Origin of the sequence: Seohaeicola sp. 4SK31, from assembly GCF_028802875.1 — a bacterium.
Taxonomy (GTDB): Bacteria; Pseudomonadota; Alphaproteobacteria; order Rhodobacterales; family Rhodobacteraceae; genus Seohaeicola.
Genome location: NZ_JARAMP010000029.1, coordinates 1 through 20,213 on the forward strand (window position 1 = coordinate 1; position 20,213 = coordinate 20,213).

The 20,213-nt window shown below is 63.3% G+C and carries 11 protein-coding genes; 1 reads left to right on the forward strand and 10 read right to left on the reverse strand.

What is annotated here, in order from left to right; translation table 11 throughout:
* Window positions 1-30 precede the first annotated feature (30 nt).
* The 8 genes from PVW27_RS18525 to PVW27_RS18560 all read right to left on the reverse strand — a co-directional run bounded on the left by PVW27_RS18525 (window position 31) and on the right by PVW27_RS18560 (window position 13,148).
* Entirely contained in the window at window positions 31-2,226 is a 2,196-nt protein-coding gene (locus PVW27_RS18525; protein ID WP_432762102.1) for an ATP-binding cassette domain-containing protein, read from the reverse strand.
* A 77-nt stretch (window positions 2,227-2,303) separates the two neighbouring features.
* Window positions 2,304-3,656 carry a TolC family protein gene (locus PVW27_RS18530; RefSeq protein ID WP_274560285.1) on the reverse strand — a complete coding sequence of 451 codons (1,353 nt, stop codon included), beginning with the start codon at window positions 3,654-3,656 and terminating at the stop codon, window positions 2,304-2,306.
* Between the two features lie 82 nt (window positions 3,657-3,738).
* Window positions 3,739-7,002: an Ig-like domain-containing protein gene (locus PVW27_RS18535; RefSeq protein ID WP_274560287.1), complete on the reverse strand. Its 3,264-nt coding sequence runs from the start codon at window positions 7,000-7,002 to the stop codon at window positions 3,739-3,741.
* Window positions 7,003-7,197: 195 nt separating this feature from the next.
* Entirely contained in the window at window positions 7,198-8,037 is an 840-nt protein-coding gene (locus tag PVW27_RS18540; RefSeq protein WP_274560288.1) for an alkaline phosphatase family protein, read from the reverse strand.
* Between the two features lie 90 nt (window positions 8,038-8,127).
* A complete protein-coding gene (locus PVW27_RS18545) occupies window positions 8,128-9,765 on the reverse strand; it encodes an ABC transporter ATP-binding protein (protein WP_274560289.1) in 1,638 nt (545 codons plus the stop codon).
* Entirely contained in the window at window positions 9,758-10,576 is an 819-nt protein-coding gene (locus PVW27_RS18550) for an ABC transporter permease (RefSeq protein WP_274560290.1), read from the reverse strand. Before PVW27_RS18550 ends, PVW27_RS18545 begins: the two co-directional genes overlap by 8 nt.
* Entirely contained in the window at window positions 10,573-11,529 is a 957-nt protein-coding gene (locus tag PVW27_RS18555; protein ID WP_274560292.1) for an ABC transporter permease, read from the reverse strand. Before PVW27_RS18555 ends, PVW27_RS18550 begins: the two co-directional genes overlap by 4 nt.
* A 14-nt stretch (window positions 11,530-11,543) precedes the next feature.
* Window positions 11,544-13,148, reverse strand: a complete 1,605-nt coding sequence (locus tag PVW27_RS18560) for an ABC transporter substrate-binding protein (RefSeq protein ID WP_274560293.1) — start codon at window positions 13,146-13,148, stop codon at window positions 11,544-11,546.
* 475 nt (window positions 13,149-13,623) lie between these two features.
* Here PVW27_RS18560 and PVW27_RS18565 point away from each other — a divergent pair, with 475 nt between their 5' ends.
* Complete coding sequence (locus tag PVW27_RS18565; protein WP_274560295.1) at window positions 13,624-14,640, forward strand: LytTR family DNA-binding domain-containing protein; 1,017 nt, start codon at window positions 13,624-13,626, stop codon at window positions 14,638-14,640.
* Window positions 14,641-14,665: 25 nt separating this feature from the next.
* Here the strand turns inward: PVW27_RS18565 and PVW27_RS18570 are convergent, their stop codons facing one another.
* A complete protein-coding gene (locus PVW27_RS18570; RefSeq protein WP_274560297.1) occupies window positions 14,666-18,601 on the reverse strand; it encodes a Hint domain-containing protein in 3,936 nt (1,311 codons plus the stop codon).
* Between the two features lie 567 nt (window positions 18,602-19,168).
* Complete coding sequence (locus tag PVW27_RS18575) at window positions 19,169-20,206, reverse strand: extracellular solute-binding protein (RefSeq protein WP_274560299.1); 1,038 nt, start codon at window positions 20,204-20,206, stop codon at window positions 19,169-19,171.
* Window positions 20,207-20,213: the final 7 nt, after the last annotated feature.

Genomic DNA, 20,213 nt, shown 5'->3' on the forward strand with positions numbered 1-20,213 from the left:
ACATTGGAGACGATCCACCACCGAAAACCATCATGAGGCGCAATGCGTGACCTCGGAGAGAACCATGACCCCGAACGGACAGATCGCTAGCCCACTTGACATAGCCGCAATCAGAGAACCGTTTTGCAGAATCATCACCCGGCTGGTCAGCGACAGGATCGGCATCCGGTGCGTGGCAATCACCACCGTGCGCCCCGCAAGCCAGCCCTCAAGACGGCTGATCAGCGTCGCCTCCAGCCTTTGATCCAGGGCGGCGGTCGGCTCGTCCAGCAGGCAGACCGAAGGGTTCTGCAACCACAGCCGCGCCCAGCCCACCGATTGACGCTGCCCGATGGACAGACCCGCCCCGCCATCGCCCAGTTCCAGATCCAGCCCGCGCGGATGCGCCTTCACGAACTGTCCCAGCCCCGCGAAATCCAGCGCCTGCATCAGTCGGTCGTCATCCCGCTCCAGCAGGTTGAAGCTCAGGTTCTCGCGCAGGCTGCCTGCGAACAACCGCACTTCCTGCCCCAGATAGCCGATGGCGCGGCGCAGATCACGCGGTTCGATCTGGCCCATCTCGGTCCCGTCGATCAGCACCCGTCCGCGCGTCGGGGCATAAAGCCCCGACATCAAGCGCAGAAACGTGGATTTGCCCGAACCATTGGCCCCGAGGATCGCCACCCGCTGCCCCGGCAGGATCGCCAGCGCCGGAACGTCCAGCACGGTCGCGCCGTCCGTGCCGTAGCGAAACTGCATCTCCCGGATCTCGTAATGCCCCGCCAGCCGGTCCCGACGCAGATAGCTGCGGCCCGCCTCGCGGTCCTGCGGCGCGTGTGCGATGGCCTCCAGCGCATCCAGCGCCGTGCGCACATTCCCCCAGCGCGCCATCGTGCCCGCCAGTTGCGACAGCGGCGCCAGCGTGCGCCCGGTCAGGATGCCCACCGCGATGATCGACCCCACGGTGAACTGCCCCGCGAACACCAGATAGGCCCCCAGCACCACGGCCGCCACATAGGTAGCCTGCTGCACGCCTTGCGCCCATGTCGTGAGGATCGAGGCAAGCTTGCGCTGCTCGGATGAGGTATGCGCCGACAGCGCCGTCAACTCGGCCCAAAGGCGGCGCATCCGCTCCTCGCCGCGCAGGGTTTTCACCGTCTCCTGCTCATGGATCACCTCCTGCAACAGACGGCCCGCGCGGGCAGAGGCCCCCTGCCCGTCTTCGGTCAGGCGGATCATGCGACGCTGCATGACAAAGCCCGGCACCACCATCAGCACGCCGCCCAGCATCAGCACCCAGACCACATTCCCGCCGATCGAGGCGACCAGCAGCAGGAACACGAAGATGAAGGGGATATCCGCCAAGGTGCCCACGGTGGCGGTCGTGAAGAACTCCCGCACCGACCCGAATTCCCGCATCGCGCTGAACATCTGCGACGGGCTGCGTCCCGGCTGATCCGATCGCGCGCCCAGAATACGGTCCATCAGCAGGGCTTGCACCGACAATTCGATTTGCCGCCCGGCCCCGTCCATCAGCTGCGCCCGCGCCATCTTGAGCGCGGCTTCCATCACCAGCGCCAGAATGGCCCCGGCGGCCAGCACCCAGAGCGTGGCCTGCGACTGATGCGGGATCACCCGGTCATAGACCTGCAACGAGAAAAGCGCCACAGCCACAGCCAGAAGATTGGCCACGAGAGAGCCCAGCATGACCTCGGCGAACGGGCGGTGCAGGGTCGCAAACTCGCCCCAAAACCAATGGGCCGGGCGCGGGGCGGCCAGATGCGCCTGCGCCAGTTGCGCCACCTGCGTCTCGGCGCGAACCAAAACCCCTGTGAAAAAGGGCTGAAACTCGGACAAGGGCACATCAAGGCGCTTGTCGGGACTATCCGCGTCGAAGATCGTCACCGCACCTGCGGCTCCGGCCCCGGATTGCTCCAGCACCAGCACGAACTGCCCGCCATGCATCTGCGCCAGCGCGGGCCACAGATCCGGACGTGGCCCTGCGGCCTGCTCGATCCGCGCCAGAAACCCGCAGGCGGCGAACCCCTGCACCAGCGCCTGCGTCCGGTCCCGCCTTCCGGCCTGCTCTCCCGCGACCATGGCCTCGATCACGTCGCGACGCAGCAGCGCCCGCCCCAGAACCCCGGCATAGGCGACTACCAGATCAGCCCGCGCGATGGTGCGCGGGTCGATCCTCGCCCCGTCTGAAATGGCATCGCTCTCAGCGGGGGCCGCAACACTCTGCAACGGTGTGCGGATGCCTGCCCCGGTCTGCTTTGGTGCCTCAGGCTCCGCATGAGAGATCTGCAAGGACGGCGCGCCGGTCACAACCGATCCCCATCGGCCAGAACACCCAGTTCGGCGGCCATCTCAAGCCCCGTCAGGGCGGCACGATAGCGCAGGGCGGCGGCATCATGCTGCTGGCGGGCGAATTGCTCGTAAAGGCCCACCACATCCATCACCTGACGCTGCCCGGCGTCATACTGCGCCTGAAACAGATCAAGGTTCGCCTTGGCGCGGCTGGCCAGAACAGCCGCCTCCGCCGCCTGCCGGGCAAGGGCTGTCTGCTCCTGCTCCAGCCGCGCCAGACGCCGCCGCGACTCCTCGCGGGCCTGAGCCACCCGGCGCCGCTCGCCTTCGGTGGCGGCTTCAATGGCGCGCAAGTCGTCACCCAGACCAAAGCCCAAGGGCCGGTCCGTCCGCAGCCCGACAGATGGATCCGGCGCGTTGCGCCCCAAGGCTCCGGTCGCGGTCAGCGCCGGCAGGAACCCGGCCCGCTCCGCCCGCGCGCGGGCCTCGGCGCGGGACTGCTCGGCCTCGGCAAGACGCACCGAAAGGGGAACCGGCAAGGGTGTGGGCACCTGCAAGGCAACCTCTGCCCCGGTCAATCCCGCCATCTGCGCCAAAAGCGCAGGACTGACCCCCATCGCCACCAGTTCCGCCAAGGCCGCGCCTGCCGCCTCGGATTCCGTCTGTTCCGAGGCGCGGATCTCGGCCAGCTTCTGCCGCAGCACCTGCAAATCCGACGGATCCGAGATCCCGCCCGTCACCCGCTCGGTCATGATCCATTCGAAATGGGCCATGTCGCGGCCCGCCGCTTGCGCCAGCGCGGCTTTCTCATGCGCTTCAAGCGCCGCCAGATAAAGACGCAGCGCGCCCAACACCCGCGCATTGGCGTCCTGCACCAGCGCCACGGCCGCGACTTCGACATCGGCCTTGGCGAAATCGCGTTCTGCCAGCTTGCGGCCATTGTCGAACAAGACCTGTTCCACAACCAGCATCGCCACCACCGACCCCAGCGAACTGAGGCTGGCTTGCGGGCTGATGCTGGGCAACCAGTTGCGGGATTGCGCCCGCTCACGCAGACGCGCGCTGCGCAACTCCGCCGCTGCGGCGCGGGTGTCGGCGATCAGCACGGCATCCGCAATCCGGTCCAGCGGCGCGCCATCAGGCAAGGCGCTGCGCCGTGTCATCAGATCCACCAGAAGCGTCGAGGCTTCGGCCATGTCCCCCGACGCCAGACCTTGCGGCACGGGCGGCGCTTCGGGCATCAGCATCCGGCTGACCGCCCCGCCTCCGCCTTGCGCCAGACACCCGGGCAAGGCCAGAACCGCCAGACAGGCCAGAACGGCGCGCAATTCGCGCCGTCTTGTCCGTTGCGTGTCACCCTGCCTCATGATCGCCTCTTGTCCCGGTGCTTGTTGCATGTGGTGGGCCCGCCGGTTGATACTCACCCCGCAGGCCCTGCCATCACACCGTTCAGATGATCCGATCCACGGTCTCGTCGACGATCACCCGGGCCTGCCCCAGATCATAGACCGCATAGCTGCGCCCCCCGATCGTCTCGGTCCCGTCGCGCTTCGCGCCGATCATGGTGACCGTATCATCCGTGCCACCGTGGATCGTGACCGTCTGGGTATCCGGTGCCATTGCCAGAATCTGCGCTTCGGTCAGGGTCAGGCTGCTATCCTCGGCAAAGGTCAGATCAATCGCGTCGATCCGCATCCCCGCCGCCACAGGTGCCGACAGGTCGATGACCGAGGTGGACAATTCATCAAAGGCAAGGAAGGTCCCGCTGTTGTTGCCCGCACTGTCGGTCGAGGTGATCATCAGATGCGAGCCATCCGGCAACGGCGTCTCGGCAAAGCTGCCATCAGGCAGGACATTGCCGAAACTGAACAGGGTTTCGCCCCTGCCCCGGATGAGGATCTCTTCGCTGTTCAACGGGGCCATCGTGCCATTCGCCTGAACCTCGTTCAGGGTGATCTGGTCCGGAGTGGTCACAATGGACACATCGCTGATGCCCTGATGATCGCGGCTGTAGCCCTCCACGATGGGGCTGGTCGGTGCATCCGTATCCACGGACAGCGGTTGCGTTGTCAGCAGGCCACCATTGCCCGCACCATCCCAGGCGCGCACCTCGAACCCCGAAGGATAGGTGCCCGGACGCACCGCGCCGCCGGGAATATCGGCCCGCCAGTTGCCTGCCGCGTCCACCGTCGCGTGATAGGTCTGGCCGTTGAAGTCAACCTCGACCCGCGAGCGCGCGCCATTCGGCAAGGCCGCCTCGGTGCGGCCCGTGATGGCAAAGCCGTCGCGGGCTTCCTGAATGTTGATGATACCGTCGCCCGCCACCGGTCCCGCCAGTTCCAGCCGGTTCAACCGGGTATCCACACGCACCTGATGCTGGATCGTGCGGGTGTTCAGCGCCAGATCAGTGGCGACAGCGGTGATGCTGCTGGCATATTCGCCCGACCGGATGGCCGAGGCATCGAAGCGGTGGGACCAGCGGCCGTTCGCATCGACCTGCGCTTCCTCGGTCAGGGCAAAGGGCGTGCCCTGCCCCAATGTGACGAACACCCGCGCGCCACGCTCGACCTGCCCCGTCACCTCAAGACCGCGGGCCGCTCCGGCCTCGGTTCCGTTGATGATCCCGTCCGCCGCCACCCCTGTCGAGGTGAAGGCGAAGTCCCGCACTTCGGTATCCAGCATGACGGTGCGGCTGGCGCTGGTGCTGTTGCCGGCCCGGTCCGTCGCGGTCGCCCGCACGGCCAGTTGGTCCTGACCGGTGGGAATCTCATTGGTATCAAAGCGCACGCGCCAGTTGCCGTTCCCGATATCCTCGGCCTGTTTCGCCGCGCCGGTGCCAAGCTGCACCATCACGCGCGCCCCCGGCTCGGTCGTGCCGGTGACCCAGAACCCCGCCGCACGATCCGCCGCGTTGATCAGACCGTCCCCCGCGATCCCGTCATTGATGGCGACATCGACCACCGTATCCACACGCACCTCGCGCGAGGCGGTGTTGACGTTGCCCGCCGCATCCCGCGCCGTGACACGGAAACTGTCATTGTATTCGCCCTGCCCAACACGATCGAAATCGCTGCCTGCAAAGCGCATCGACCACGTCCCGTCGGTCGAGGTGACCTCCCGCGTGATCCCGTTGAACGCCACCTGAACGACCGATCCGGGCTGCGTGGTGCCCCGCAACACAACGCCAGCCTGCGCCGCATCGCTGTTGATCACATTCCCTGTCCCCAGCGCGGCCGGATCAATGGTCAGATGATGCACCGTATCCACACGGAACGTCTCGCTCGCGCGGCCGATATTGCCTGCCGCATCCGATGTGGTCGCGGTCAGCGAGACGGTGTATTCACCGCTGCGCACCTCGCCCGGCAGATACTCGACCCGCCATGTGCCATCAGGCTGAACATCGACCGTGCGGGACAGGGTCGTCACCCCGTCATCACGTATCAGCGTCAGCTTGTTGCCCGGCGTCGAGGTGCCCGTCACGACATAGCCGCCGCGTGCCTCGTCGAAATTGACGATGCCGTTGCCCCCCACCAGACCGTTCTGGATCACGATGGGATCGGGGATCGTATCAACGATCACCCGGTCCGTCACGCGGGTGGTATTGTTGAAACTGTCCGTTGCGGTCACGGTAATCGAGCGGTTGTAGTCGCCTTCCGGCAGATCAGACGCCCCGAAGTTGACCGACCAGCGCCCGTCGCCCCCGACGTCAACCTGACGTGTGACGATACCCGTGCTCGCGTCGCCCATGGTCACGGTGATCCGGGCACCCTGTTCGCTGGTCCCCGCGATATCCACGCCGTCGCGCTGATCATCGCCATTGACCACATGGCCGGTGGACTCCGTGCCACCCGTCAGGGACAGCACCGGCGGCGTCGTGTCGATCACGACCGAGGGTCCGGTCAGATTGATCTGGCTGCCATCGGGTTGCGTGACCTTCACCTCGACCGGAAAGGTCCCATCGGGCGGCATCGTGTCATCCTCGAACACCACCTGCCAGTTGCCACTGCCATTGGGGGTCGTGACTTCGGTCTTGCCACCGATATTGACCTCGATCCGGGCACCGGGCTCGCCTGTGCCGCTGATGATGATCTGCGGCGTGTCATCGCCGCCAATGCGGATCATGTCCTTTTCATTGATGGTCGGCAGACGCAGCGCCCCGCCATCCGCACCGGGAACGACGACAGCGGGCGTGTCCTGCACCTGGGCGCCAGCACCGCCAAGGCCGCCTGCGAACAACGAACCCGCCGCAAGGGCCGCCATTCCGCCCGCCGCCCCCAGCGTGCCGCCGCCCAGCAGCAAGCCGGGCGCCAACATGCTGACCGTGTCATTGTCGGTCACCGGCTCCGTGACCTCGGACCCGTCGAAAAAGATCAGATCCTCATGCGGGCTCCATTTGCCCCAGGCCTCGGTCGGTCCGAACTGGGCGTAAAGCGTGCCATCCGTGGCTTCCGCCAGAGTCACTTCACTCAGATAACCATCCGCGCTGATGAACAAGCGGGCCTGCGGACCATCCTCGCCGAAATAGCCTTTCAGCGTGACGATCCGGCCATCGGCCAGCGTCATTTGCAGGTCATTGCCCGCCCTGACATAAGCTTTAAGCTCGAACTGCCTGAGATTGAGGGATATTTCTTCCCCTGCCGAGACGTCGATGACCGATGCGGCCACATTCTCTTCGACCATACCGCGACGGGTTGCGCCCGTGACGGAACGCACGACAAAATCCATTGTCTTCATACTGGCACCGCTCTACTCGTTACACGCCGATTTTTCCGGCAGTCTTATTGATTATGGCAAGAATATGCCGTTTTTCGCGGCCATGCTAGAGTCAATTTTCACCCTTCCCCAAAATCGACCCGCACCTACAAGATGTAGCGGAAACCTGAAAAGCCAATCCCATATGCGGTGACGTCAGGACGACAGGAAAGGCTCTGCCCGCATGCTGTCGGGGATCGGCGCGCCCAGCCGGGACAGGATCGTGGGCGCCAGTTGCAACTGGTCCAGCACTTGATCGGATGCAGGTCCACGCGCGGGCCCGAAATAATAGAGCGCCACCTCGCGTTGCAGATCGCTGTTGCCCCCGTGATGGCCCCGCGCATCCTGCCCGTGATCGGCGGTCACGATGATCTCATAACCCATCGCCAGCCATTTCGGAATGAACGGTGCCAGCATCTCGTCCATGACGGCGCAGGCGTGATCCATCTCCTGACAGTCGTGATAGAAACGGTGCCCCATGCTGTCCAGTGTGCAGGTGTGCAGGATGCCGTAATCCAACTCATGCCGCGCACAGAGCATGGTCAGTGTCGCGAACAGATCCACATCCGAGGGCGTCATCTGGTTGATCAGCCCGTAACCTGTCATGGTATGGAACCGCCCATGGTTGATCGTGGCACTGTCCGGCTCGTCATATTCGATGTCGCGGACATAATCGAAGGGCGCGCGGTTGAAGAACTCGGACCAGAAGGAATGTGTCACAGCCCCCGTGACACCGCCGCCCAGCCGCACCTGGCTGAAGACATCCGGATGCGACAGGCGGAAGACATTGCCATTGCCGGTGCAGCCATGTTCCTGCGGCGTCACGCCCGTATGGATCGAGGCATAGCAACTGGCCGAAATCGACGGCAGCACCGACCGCATCACCCAGCTCTGCGCCTGCCCACTCTCGACCCATCCTTCCAGATTGCCGAACAAACGCCGCCAGTTGCGCAGCGGCACACCGTCAAGGATGATCAGAAGAAGCTTGTTCTGCATGGTCTTTCTTTCTCAAAACCGCGCGTCCTGCGGCAAGGGGAGGAGCCTCCGGCGGGGATATTTGGCGCAAGAAGAAACGAGGATACAGATCTAATTCCCGGCGCTTTCCATCTTGCGATGGGCGATCACCTCTTCCAGCCAGCCCAGTTTCATCTCGGGCACCGAGGACAGCAGCAGGTCGGTGTAATCATCAAAGGGCGGGGCCAGAACCTCGCCTTTGGGGCCATAGCGCACCACGCGACCGCGATACATCACCGCGATGCTGTCCGCGATGGCCCGCACCGTGGCAAGGTCATGGGTGATGAAGAGATAGGCCACATCCTCTTTCTTCTGCAGATCCAGAAGCAGCTTGAGGATGCCATCAGCCACAAGCGGGTCCAGTGCCGAGGTCACCTCGTCACAGATGATCAGGCGCGGGTTCGCGGCCAGCGCGCGGGCGATGCAGACACGCTGTTTCTGCCCGCCCGACAGTTCTGCCGGATAGCGGTCGATGAAGCCTTTGCCCATCTCGATAGCCTCCAGCAACTCGGCCACGCGGGCACGCTTGGCCGCACCTTTCAGGCCGAAATAGAACTCCAGCGGCCGCCCGATGATCGTGCCCACCGTCTGGCGCGGGTTCATCGCCACATCCGCCATCTGATAGATCATCTGCACCTCGCGCAGATCCTCGCGCGACCGGCCCGCAAGAGTGGCCGACAGCGGCCGTCCCGCAAAGGTGATCTGCCCCTCGGACGGTGGCAATAGCCCGGTGATCACACGGGCCAGCGTCGACTTGCCCGATCCGCTTTCCCCCACAACGGCCAAGGTCTGACCGCGATGCACCGCGACATTCACGTCATGCAGCACGTCAAAGGCGGTGCCGCGATAGCGCGCGGTGACATGTTCCACCCGCAGCACCGGATCGTCCGATGGCACCTTTTCCTCATGCGCGATGGACCGGACCGAGACCAAGGCACGGGTATAATCCTCACGCGGGGCGTTGATGATCTGATCGGTCGTGCCATGCTCGACCATGGTGCCGCCCTTCAGCACCATGATCTCGTCGCTGACCTGCGCCACGACAGCCAGATCGTGGGTGATATACAGCGCGGCCACCCCGGTTTCACGGATCGCATCCTTGATCGCGGCCAGCACGTCGATCTGCGTGGTCACGTCAAGCGCGGTGGTCGGTTCGTCAAAGATCACAAGATCAGGATGCGGACACAGGGCAAGGGCCGTCATGGCGCGCTGCAACTGCCCGCCTGACACCTGATGCGGGTAGCGGTTCCCGAACGTATCGGGATCGGGCAGGCCCAGCGTCGCGAACAGACTTTTGGCCCGCGCCTCGGCCTCGGCCCGTGACGCGCGGCCATGTTCCAGCGTCGCCTCGATCACCTGCTCCATGATCCGCTTGGCCGGGTTGAAGGCGGCGGCGGCGGATTGCGCCACATAGGTCACCTCGGCCCCCCGCAGCTTGCGCAGGCCGCGCACACCCAGTCTCAATATGTCGCGCCCGTTCACCACGACCTCGCCGCCCGTGATACGCACGCCACCACGCCCATAGGCCATCGCCGACAGCCCGATGGTGGACTTGCCCGCACCGCTTTCCCCGATCAGGCCCAGCACGCGCCCCTTGTCCAGCGCAAAGGACACGCCCTCGACGATGGTGATGTCCTGGGGCGGCTCTCCCGGCGGATAGGCCGTCGCCTCGATCTTCAGATCCGTGACCTTGAGCAAGGGTTCAGCCACCGCGCCCCCCTTTCAGACTTGTCGTGCGGTTCAGGATCCAATCCGCCACGAGGTTGACCGAGATCGCCAGCGTCGCAATCGCAAAGGCCGGAACCAGCGCGGCCGCGATACCATAGACGATACCTTCCTTGTTCTCTTTCACGATGCCGCCCCAATCGGCGTTGGGCGGCTGCACCCCCAAGCCAAGGAAGGACAGCGTGGACACGAACAGCACCATGAAGATGAAACGCAGGCCCATCTCCGCCACCAGCGGCGACAGGGCATTGGGCAGGATCTCACGGAAGATGATCCAGCCGCGCCCCTCGCCCCGCAGGCGGGCGGCCTCGACAAAGTCCATCACGTTGATATCCACCGCCACGGCGCGGGCCAGACGGTAGACGCGGGTGGAATCCAGCAGGCCCATCACCATGATCAGCACCGGGATCGTGACCGGCATGACTGACAGCACCACCAGCGCGAAGATCAGCGAGGGGATCGCCATCATCAGATCGACAAAGCGCGACAGCGCCTGATCGACCCAACCGCCGATGACGGCGGCCAGAAAACCCAGCACCGCGCCGGTCGTGAAAGACAGCAAGGTCGCCATCGTCGCGATGAAGATCGTCGTGCGCCCGCCATAGATCATGCGCGTCAGCAGATCGCGCCCGATACTGTCCGTTCCCAGCAGATGGGTGCGCGACATCGGCTCCCACACATCGCCCACGGTTTCGGCCATGCCATAGGGCGCGATGAAGGGTGCGAACAGGGCAGCCAGGAAATAGGCCCCGGTGAAGAACAGCCCGATCAGGGCGGAAATCGGTATCCTGCTCATTTCGGATGCCTCAGCCGCGGGTTGGACAGGATCGCCACGATATCGGCCACCATGTTCAACCCGATATAGACGGCCGCGAAAACCAGCCCGCAGGCCTGCACTACGGGCACGTCACGCTTCGAGACGTGATCGACCAGATACTGCCCCATGCCGGGATAGACAAAAACCACCTCGACCACCACGACGCCCACCACCAGATAGGCCAGGTTCAGCATCACCACATTGACGATGGGGGCGATGGCATTGGGAAAGGCATGGCGGAAGATCACGTTGAACCCCGACAGACCCTTGAGTTCCGCCGTCTCGATATAGGCCGATTGCATCACGTTCAGGATCGCGGCCCGCGTCATCCGCATCATATGGGCCAGCACCACCAGCACCAGCACGGCCACCGGCAGGGCAATGGCGCTCAGCTTTTCGCCAAGGTTCATGCTGTCATTGATCATCGACACGGACGAGAACCAGCCCAGCTTCACGGCCACGAAATAGACCAGCAGGTAGCCGATCAGGAATTCGGGGATCGAGATCGAGGCCAGCGTCACCCCCGAAATCAGCTTGTCGGGCCAGCGGTTGCGATAGCGCACGGCCAGCAGGCCCAGAAAGATCGCCAGCGGCACCGCGATGATCGCCGCCCAGAACGCCAGAAACAGCGTATTGCCCAGACGTCGGCCCAGCGCATCGGCTATTTCCTGACCATTGGTCAGGGCCACACCCAGATCACCCTGCATGGCCCCGAACAGCCAGTTGAAATAGCGCGTGACCGGAGGATCGTTCAGCCCCAGTTCGGCGCGCAGGTTCGCCAGCGCCTCTGGTGTCGCGGACTGACCAAGGATGGATTGCGCCACATCGCCCGGCAGGATCATCGTCCCCGCAAAAATCAGGACCGAAGCCGCAAAAAGCAGAAGGAGGCCCAGCGCAACGCGCTGGGACACCAGTATCAGAATCGGGTGCATTCAGCAGGCCCCGCTCAGGCCGTCAGCCAGCACTTGTGCGACGCGGTGCCCGACATCAGTTCGCCGGTCGGGTCGGCCACCCAGCCCTGCACCTTGTCGCTGACGCCTTCCACGAAGTCGTTGAACATCGGGCAGATCAGCCCGCCCTCGTCGCGCACCATCATGCCCATCTGGCTGTAGAGCGCCTTGCGCTTGTCCGCGTCCAGCTCGCCGCGCGCCTGCAACAGCAGCGCGTCGAAATCGTCGCGCTTGAAGCGGGTGTCGTTCCAGTCCGCCGTCGACAGATAGGCCGTCGAATACATCTGGTCCTGCACCGGACGCCCGCCCCAATAGGATGCGCTGAAGGGCTGCACGTTCCAGACCTCGGACCAGTAGCCGTCACCCGGCTCGCGCTTCAGCTCCAGCGGGATACCAGCCGCCTTGGCCGTCTGCTCGAACAACTGCGCCGCTTCGACCGCGCCGGGGAAGGCCACGTCGGACACACGCAGGACGATCGGGCTGCCGTCATGGCCGGATTTCTTGTAGTGCTCGGCGGCCTTCTCGGGGTCGTATTCGCGCTGCGGGATGCTGTCGTCAAACAGCGGATAAGCGGCATTGACGGGCATGTCATTGCCGACCGTCCCATAGCCGCGCAGCACCTTGTCCACCATGTCCTTGCGGTCGATCGCGTATTTCAGCGCCAAACGCAGGTCATTGTTCAGGAACGGCTCGGTGTCGCAATGCATGATGAACACATAGTGGCCGGGGCCACCCACGCTTTTCACCGACAGACCCGGCGCACGGTCCAGCAGGGCCGCAACCTTGGGATCGACCCGGTTGACCAGATGCACCTGACCTGATTGCAGCGCGCCCATCCGTGCGGTCGTGTCGTTGATCGCCAGGATCTCGACCTCGTCCACATGGCCACGGCTGCTGTCCCAGTAATTCGGGTTCTTCTTGAACAGGTGACGCACGCCGGGCTCATCCGCCTCGACCATATAGGGACCGGTGCCGATGCCCGCGCCGGGATTGTCAAAGCCGCCATCGGGCTGGATCATCAGGTGATAATCACCCAGCAGGAAGGGCAGGTCGGCATTGGCCGTATCCAGCCCGACAATGAACATGTCGCCCTCGACCTTCATCGAGGTGATGCCGCGCATGATGCCCAAGGCACCCGACTTGCTGTCCTCGTTCGAGTGACGCTCCATCGTGCGCATCACGTCTTCGGCGGTCAGCGGCTTGCCGTTGTGGAATTCCACACCCGAGCGGATCTTGAACATCCAGGTCTTCGCATCGGCCGACGCCTCGACCGTTTCCGCAAGGCGCATCTCAAGCTGCCCGTTCTCGTCCACGTTCACCAGCGTTTCGCCGAACTGGTTCAGCACGTTGTAAGGCACCGGGCTTGCCGCCAGTGCCGGATCAAGCGAGTTGGTGCTTTCGCCACCCGACACGCCCATGCGCATCGTGCCACCCTTGACCGGGCCTGCCGCATGCACGGCCTGCGCATAGAAGGTGCCCGCCATCGCGGCGCTGACACCCAGCGCGCCCATGCGGCCGATGAACTCGCGCCGCGAGATCCGGCCCATGCCGGCCCGCACCTTGAGGTAGTCAATCTGGTTCTGGTCGATCTTTCCGGTCATCGTCGTCTCCCTGTTGGTATCTGTTCGCTTGTCGCGATACTTGCTGATCTTGTCACAATCCGGGCCGGTTTTCCGGCCCTGACTGGTCTATTCCGTCCGTAGCCGCACGCTGCGGTGCAAAGCCATCGTCTCGGGTTGTTGACTCCCGAGTCAACTTTGCCCATCGCGCCTCAGTGTTCAACCAAAAAAGCGTCTAACTGCGACAACTCCGTGACAGCGGCGACATTTACAGAGTATGCCGCCCCGTCGCGGGTGGGCAAGCGACACTGTCAGCCCGGACACCGGCGCCCTCTGCGCCGGACGCCCAGAGCCGGACCGGCGGCACAAAACAAGTAGACTGAAAAAATTACTGCATTATGTGTAGCACAGCTAGAAGTATTGCCCCATCGATCCGTATACGGGGTAGCCACGATAATTTGGTAAAAGGTCAGCGCGTTATATGGATCGCGTCACATATGAAAATGGCGCCGTCCGGATGCCCGAAATACGCTTCACCGACGGACAGCGCTACTATGTGGTCAACGATTCCGTTGGCGACTTCCTGCTGCATCCGACCTATCTCAAATATACGCTTGCCTGCATTCTGATCTATGGCCTGCTCGACAGGGGCGGGCTGGATACCAACGCACTGGCCGGGTTTCAGACAGTTGTTCTGTGGACCACAATCAGCATCGTGTCGATGCTCTGGTTCCTGCTGTCGCTCAGCGTCCTCAAGCTTCTGTGGAAGCGGGGGGTGATCCGGTTGATCTACACCCCGACACTGATCCTGCCACTGTTCATCTTCACCAGTATGACCACCTATATGGTCACCACGGCCATGGTCGGGGACCCGTTGATCAATGCAGCTCAATGGGCAACGGAGATCCTGCGCGATCTTATCGTCCTTTTGGTGATGGACATGATCTTCGGGAATTTCGTGGCCCCCTTCCACCCATCGCTCTCCTCGGTCAGGCCCGGCTCCGCGGCCCCGATCGCGGACGACAAGACCGCCCCGCTTGCCCTGCCCCATCCCCACCGCCAGTCCGAGGTTGCGGCCCTGGCAAACCTCGGGCCCGACGCGGTGGTGACCAAGGCAGCCCGCGATGCCACGACAGAAGGCGGCGATGCCGATCAGCCTTTGAACCGCCCTCCCCCGTCCGGGGCGACGGCCCCCCTCCCTGATCTGGGCCGGCTTAGCGTCGGCAATGTCACGCTGCCCGCCGAAAAGGTGCTCCGCGTGCAATCCGAGGATCACTACCTGCGGATCGTCACACAGGACAAACGGTTCATGGTGCGTGGTCGTCTGGCCGAGGCTGTCGAGCAACTGGACTACGCGCTCGGGATACAGGTCAACCGATCCACCTGGTTGGCCTTTGCCGATATCGCGGCAACATCCGAAGGGGACAAGGGCGCCCTTGCCCTGACCCTGACAAGCGGCGACTGCGTCAAGGTCGCGCAGTCGCGGCGGATTGCCTTTCTAGCTGCAATGGAACGGCACAAGCCCCAATCCTGAGCCTGTCCACACCCCTGAAAGCGCGTCATCGCGCGGCAAACCGTGGGACAACCCGCGCAGGAATGACGGGCTTGTTGTTCTTGATATGCCGCCGCACCAGATTGCGTCCCTCGCCCCCCCGCAGCAGCGGACGCGCCGGATCAGGCCGGTAGTCGGGATTGTCCAGCAGTTCGGGGAACAGCGCCATCACCTCTTGCCGACCCTCCGGATGGATCGCCTTCAACGCCTCTGGCCCGGTGAACAGGCTTTCCGTTTCGGCCCCGTCCGACATGACCAGCTCATGTTGATCAAAGAGGAAATGGAAATACTCCACCTCGCCCCCCTCCAGACGTGACACGCCCGGCAACTCCAGCAAGTGTTTGACGGCAACCAGCGCCTCCTCACAGCCGAACATGCGCTCGGCAATCCGGGACTGAACCCGCACGCGATGCTGTGGCGACAGGATCAGCGGACGGCTGTTGTTCAGCACCCCCTCCTCGATCCGGATCGGGGCCGCGGCACCCTGCGCTGCGACCCGGCGCGCGCCAATCCACAACAGCGGCTTGCACCCATTGTCCACCGTCTGCACCAGATCGCCCAGCCGCAGATCCTGCACCGCGACTTCGCCGCGCGGGGTCAGGATGCCGGTATCGCGGGCAAAGCAGATCACACTGGTGTTTTCGAAGCTGAACCCATCACCGCTGACCGCAGCGCCACCGTTCTGGATCTGCAACCCGCCGGCCGCGTCCAGCACACCATCGGCCTGATCCGCCTTAAGCCAGGCCAGCGCCTGCTTGTAGGTCTGCTCGGGATTGGCCGCGTTCCACGCAGCCAGCGTCGAGACATTGTAGAACCCCGACAGATCGACCAGATCGTTATCCGACTGATCCCCGTTGCCGATCCCCGTCACGGTATCGAAATCCGTGATCAGATCCGCCGTGCCATCGGCCACAAAGACATCGGCCCCATCGCCGCCGGTCAGGGTGTCGCGCCCCGCGCCCCCATCCAGGAAATCATCTCCGGCACCGCCGAAGATCGTGTCATCGCCGTCGCCGCCATAAAGAACGTCATCGCCCGCGACACCGGCCGTGGTGCCGGACGGAGTCGAGGCGCTGGGTTCCGTCACCAGAACAGCGACACCATTGTCGGTATCCGAGGCCGAAACCAGCACACCGTCGAGATAGGCAAGGCTTTCGGAATCCGCCAGTTCTGCACCCGGTTCCCCGGCATCGGCAATTGTGCCGTCCGTGTCCAGATTCAGCGTCACGATCCCGGTTGCCGGATCGACCACGACCTGCGCAAACCGCAACCCGGCCTGTTCGCCACCGACGGCCAGCGTTCCGCCGCTGCCAGACGGAATGAAGGCTATTGCACTGATGTCATTTACAAAACCGTCAACCTGGCCGACCAGGGTCAGATCGAAGGTGCCATCCCCCAAGGCATCTGGATCGACACGAAAAATGGTCACGTCATCGTCAATGCCACCGACAAAGACATAGGTCTGACCGTCGATCTCGCCCCAGGCCGCCGCAGCAGAATCATTCAGACCGGTCTGCGATCCCGCGGGCGAGATGAGGTCACGGCCCAGCGTATTGCCTTGCGGGTCGGTTTCGGTGGCGCCGTTCTGATCGTCACCGCGCGCGTTCTGAAAGGTGAACTGCCCTGCCCCATCAACAGTCCAGAGCGACACACCGTTCTGCCCGCCATCGTTGCCGGTCGCCAGCACGAAACTTTGCCCGGCCGCGTTGGTGAAACCTTCGACAAAACCGAAATCCGCACCAGCGCCTGCCAGGAAGTTCTCGGATGTGCCGTTGCCATCCAGTTCCCGGTCCAGCAGCGTCAATCCGCCCGTGGCCGGATCAATGGCAAAGCTCATCAGGCTGTCGGAGGAGCCACCGGCATAGGCCAGCAGGATCGGTGTGCCGCCAACCTCGACGACGGACAGCGACTGCACGCCGTTCAACTGCGGCAATGTCAGCGACGGCCCCTCGGTCAGCGATCCATCCGGGGCAAGCCGCGCGATCCCGATCGTGCCCGTCGCGGTATCGGCGGTAAAGATATAGCTTTCGCCCGTGGTCAGCGTCACCGCCTCGATCGACCGGATATCGTCGAAACCGTTGCCATTGGCCGATTGTGTCAGAAAGCCCAACCGTGCAGCCTGATCGGCCGTCCCGCCGCCGGTGGGATTGGTCGTCCCGCCGCCCGAGCTATTCAGAATCTGGCCGAATGTCCCCGAGTCGCGGTCACTGTCGATCTCATAGGTGGCGATGCCATCGGACGCAGTGCCCCGTTCGGACGAAATCATGATCAACCGGCCGTCCGACAGGCGGACCAGTTCGACGGCACGGATGGCATTGGCCTCGACGCCACCGGCGTCCTGAAGGTTGTCCGTGTTGCGCAACGACACGAAGCCGGATTGGACCGGCGCAAAGGGGGTGTCACCATCCCCTTCGATCAGATCATTGCCAAGCCCGCCAAAGAGCGTGTCGTTCCCTCCGCCGCCAATGATCGTATCATCAAGGCCATCGCTGCCATCGACCACATCGCCAGCCGCATCGGCATCGCCCGGACCGATGACATCGTCCTGCTCGGTCCCCTGCACCGCCCCGTCCAGAGCGCCGAAGATCGGCGCGTTCCACCAGTCCGGCTCCGCGCCGGGATCTGCGCTGGAGTCGAAATTCTGGTAGCTCAGCGTCCCGAAGGTCAGGCTCTGGTTCGGGCTTGTCGGACTCCAGCTTCCATCGGGGTTTTGCGCCCATCCCGCAGCGGTGGCGGCGCTGGCAAAGGCTGGCTCCTGACCGGCAGGGGCAAAGACGCTGATGCCATCGTTGCCATCGCCATCGGCGGTGATCGTGGTGACCTGACCCGGCGCGGGTGCGCCCAGAAACAACTGGTCGGACCCGCCGCCCAGAGTCATGTTGCCACCGATGCGCCAGTTGTCGCCCAACGCGACATATTCCGGGGCACCCGGATTGGCCGAACCGGTCCAGTCGCCCGACAGAGCGAAATTATCGCCGAATGTCACCGCATTGGCGTTGGACACCCCACCCATGTTCAGGCCGCCATTGATCGAGACGTTCTGCCCGCCTTCGATCCATTGGGTGTTGCCGCTACCCGACATCACGACGCTGCCGTTCACGGTGACGAAGTCGCCAAAAGCCAGGTTGTAGTCGGTCGTATCACCGACTGCGCTCACCCCGCCCGTGCCGCTCAATCCGATGACGCTGCGATCCCCGATGGCGACATTCATCGTCGACTGGGTCGCATCAAGGCTCAGCGCGCCAAAGATGCCGCTATCCGTCCCGATGACAAGCGTGCCTTCGGAATTGTCCAGCTCCATCGTCAGGGTGCTGTTGAACTCTGCCTCATTGCCGACGATGAACACCCGCTCGGCATTATCGCCGGACATCGTGACGGCAACATTGAACGTCGCGTTGTCGCCGACGGTCATCGTCATGGATGAATCGGAACCCGTCAGTGACAAGACGCTGTTGAATGTCGCGTTGTCACCGACGGTGATGGTCGCCTGGCTTGAATCGTTTAGAACGATGCCATGGAAGGTGACGTTGTCACCCGCCGTGACCGTATCAGTGTCCGGCGAGCCCGTGATCCGACCGACAGATGCGCCGTCATCCGCGTTCACCGTCAACCCATCCGACAATGCCGCGTTCAGGTTCAGACCATCCGCATCAATCTCAGCGGCGATAGTGACCGTCGGAATTGTATCGGGACCAAAGGTGATCGTGGCCGCGTTCGCAGCGCCAAGCGTCGTCAGGTCCTGCTCGAACCGCACCTCGACCGGCGTCGCAATTCCGCTGGCCGCGTTGATCGTGATGTTGGAGTTGACCGCACCATCAATGATGAAGATATCACCGGGCTGCGCGACGATCGTCGTGCCTGCTCCGATCTGGGTATAGCCCATCACGTTATCCGGATCGGGCGTCCCGGCAGTCCCGGCCGATACGATATAGTAAGTGGCCATAGTAAACCCGATACCCACACACACAACGCCAGCAAGACTGACGCGCCAACTCGCACAGCGTCCGGATAACAGGGCAAACTGGAGCAAAGTTTAACGGCAATTGGGCATTATCTGGGCAGTCGCACCTGCCTCGCTGCCGATGCCATCAGCACAAAAACATCGTGCACCGCAGAGGATCTCCGCGATGCACGATCACAAGGTAACACGTCACTCGTTAAACTCGCGAAAAGGGCCCGGTTTCTTGGCTTATCGGTTCAGAGCTGCTCTTTGTGCTGGCAGTCCGTCGGGCCATCCTCTTCACGGATAGCAATAACAGCCCTCTTTCATCGCTTCACCCAAGATGTCGCGTTTTTCCCCTTGCTTTCATAAGAAATTCGCCGGCTCAGATTGGTGACGCCGTCCGATGTCGCCAATCAGCAGGACCCCGGACCGAAGCTGTCGTGAATTTGAATTCACGACAATCCGCACCACAGAAAACCGACTCGCCGCCTGCGCACAGACTGAAAAAGCGGGGCATTCACCCCGCTTTTCCATCGCATGCAGGCCGTGTCTTTCGGCAGCTAAACCCTACTTCAAAAGGTCGGTCCAGATTCGCGTGTAAAGCTCCTGCACCTCGGGCGCACAAAGCTGCTGATTGATCGCCGCATCCGCCAGTTCAGCGGGCACCTGCATTTCGGGCGAGGACAGAAGACCCGCATCCATGAAGGCCTCAGACCCCGTGATGGCATTGCCATAGCGGGTGTAGTTCGAGATCAGCGCCGCATTCTCGGGCGCCATGATGAAGTCAAGGAACAGCTTGGCATTGTCGACATTGCGCGCATCGGCAAGGATCGCCACATTGTCCATCCAGCGCATATAGCCGGTCGCGGGCCAGCCGAAGGCAAAGTCGGCATTGGCATCGCGGATCCGTCCCGCCGCTCCACTCCAGAAAACCGAGGCGTTCAGATCCTCGTTCACGAACTTCTCGAAAGAGGCATAATCAATCGACGCCCAATGCGGCTTGGCCGCAAGAAGCGTGTCGCGCGCTTTGCGCAGGGCCTCGCGGTCGCTGGTGCAAGGCTCCGACCCGACATAGCGCAGCGTCATGTCGATCACGTCATTCATCGACGGGACAAGGTTGATGGTCCCCCGCAACGCCTCGGGCGGATCAAGGAAAATCGCCGCCGTGTTGATGTCGCCATCATAAAGGGCCGTGTTCACCATCACCCCCGTGGTGCCCCAGACCCAAGGCACACTGAAACGCCGTTCGGGATCGCCGGGCATCGTGATCCATGCCGGATCGACATTGGCAAAATTCGCCATCGTATCGGGACGGCTTTCCAGCAGCAGACCCTGCTCCAGATAGACCGGCAGGTAATATCCGCTGACGATCACCACATCAAACCCGTGGCCCCCCGCCTGAATGCGGGCGATCGCCTCCTCATTGGCGGCGAATTCGCTCAACGTCACCTCGACCCCATAGGTCTGCGTGAACCGCTCCAGCAGGGCTGGCGGCGTATAGAGGCCGAAATTGTAGATATTCAGTTGGCCATCGGCCATGGCCGGGGTCGTAAGGCCGATTGCAGCGCCGGTCACGGCAGCGGCAAGGCAGGCAAGGCGAGTCATGGGCAAA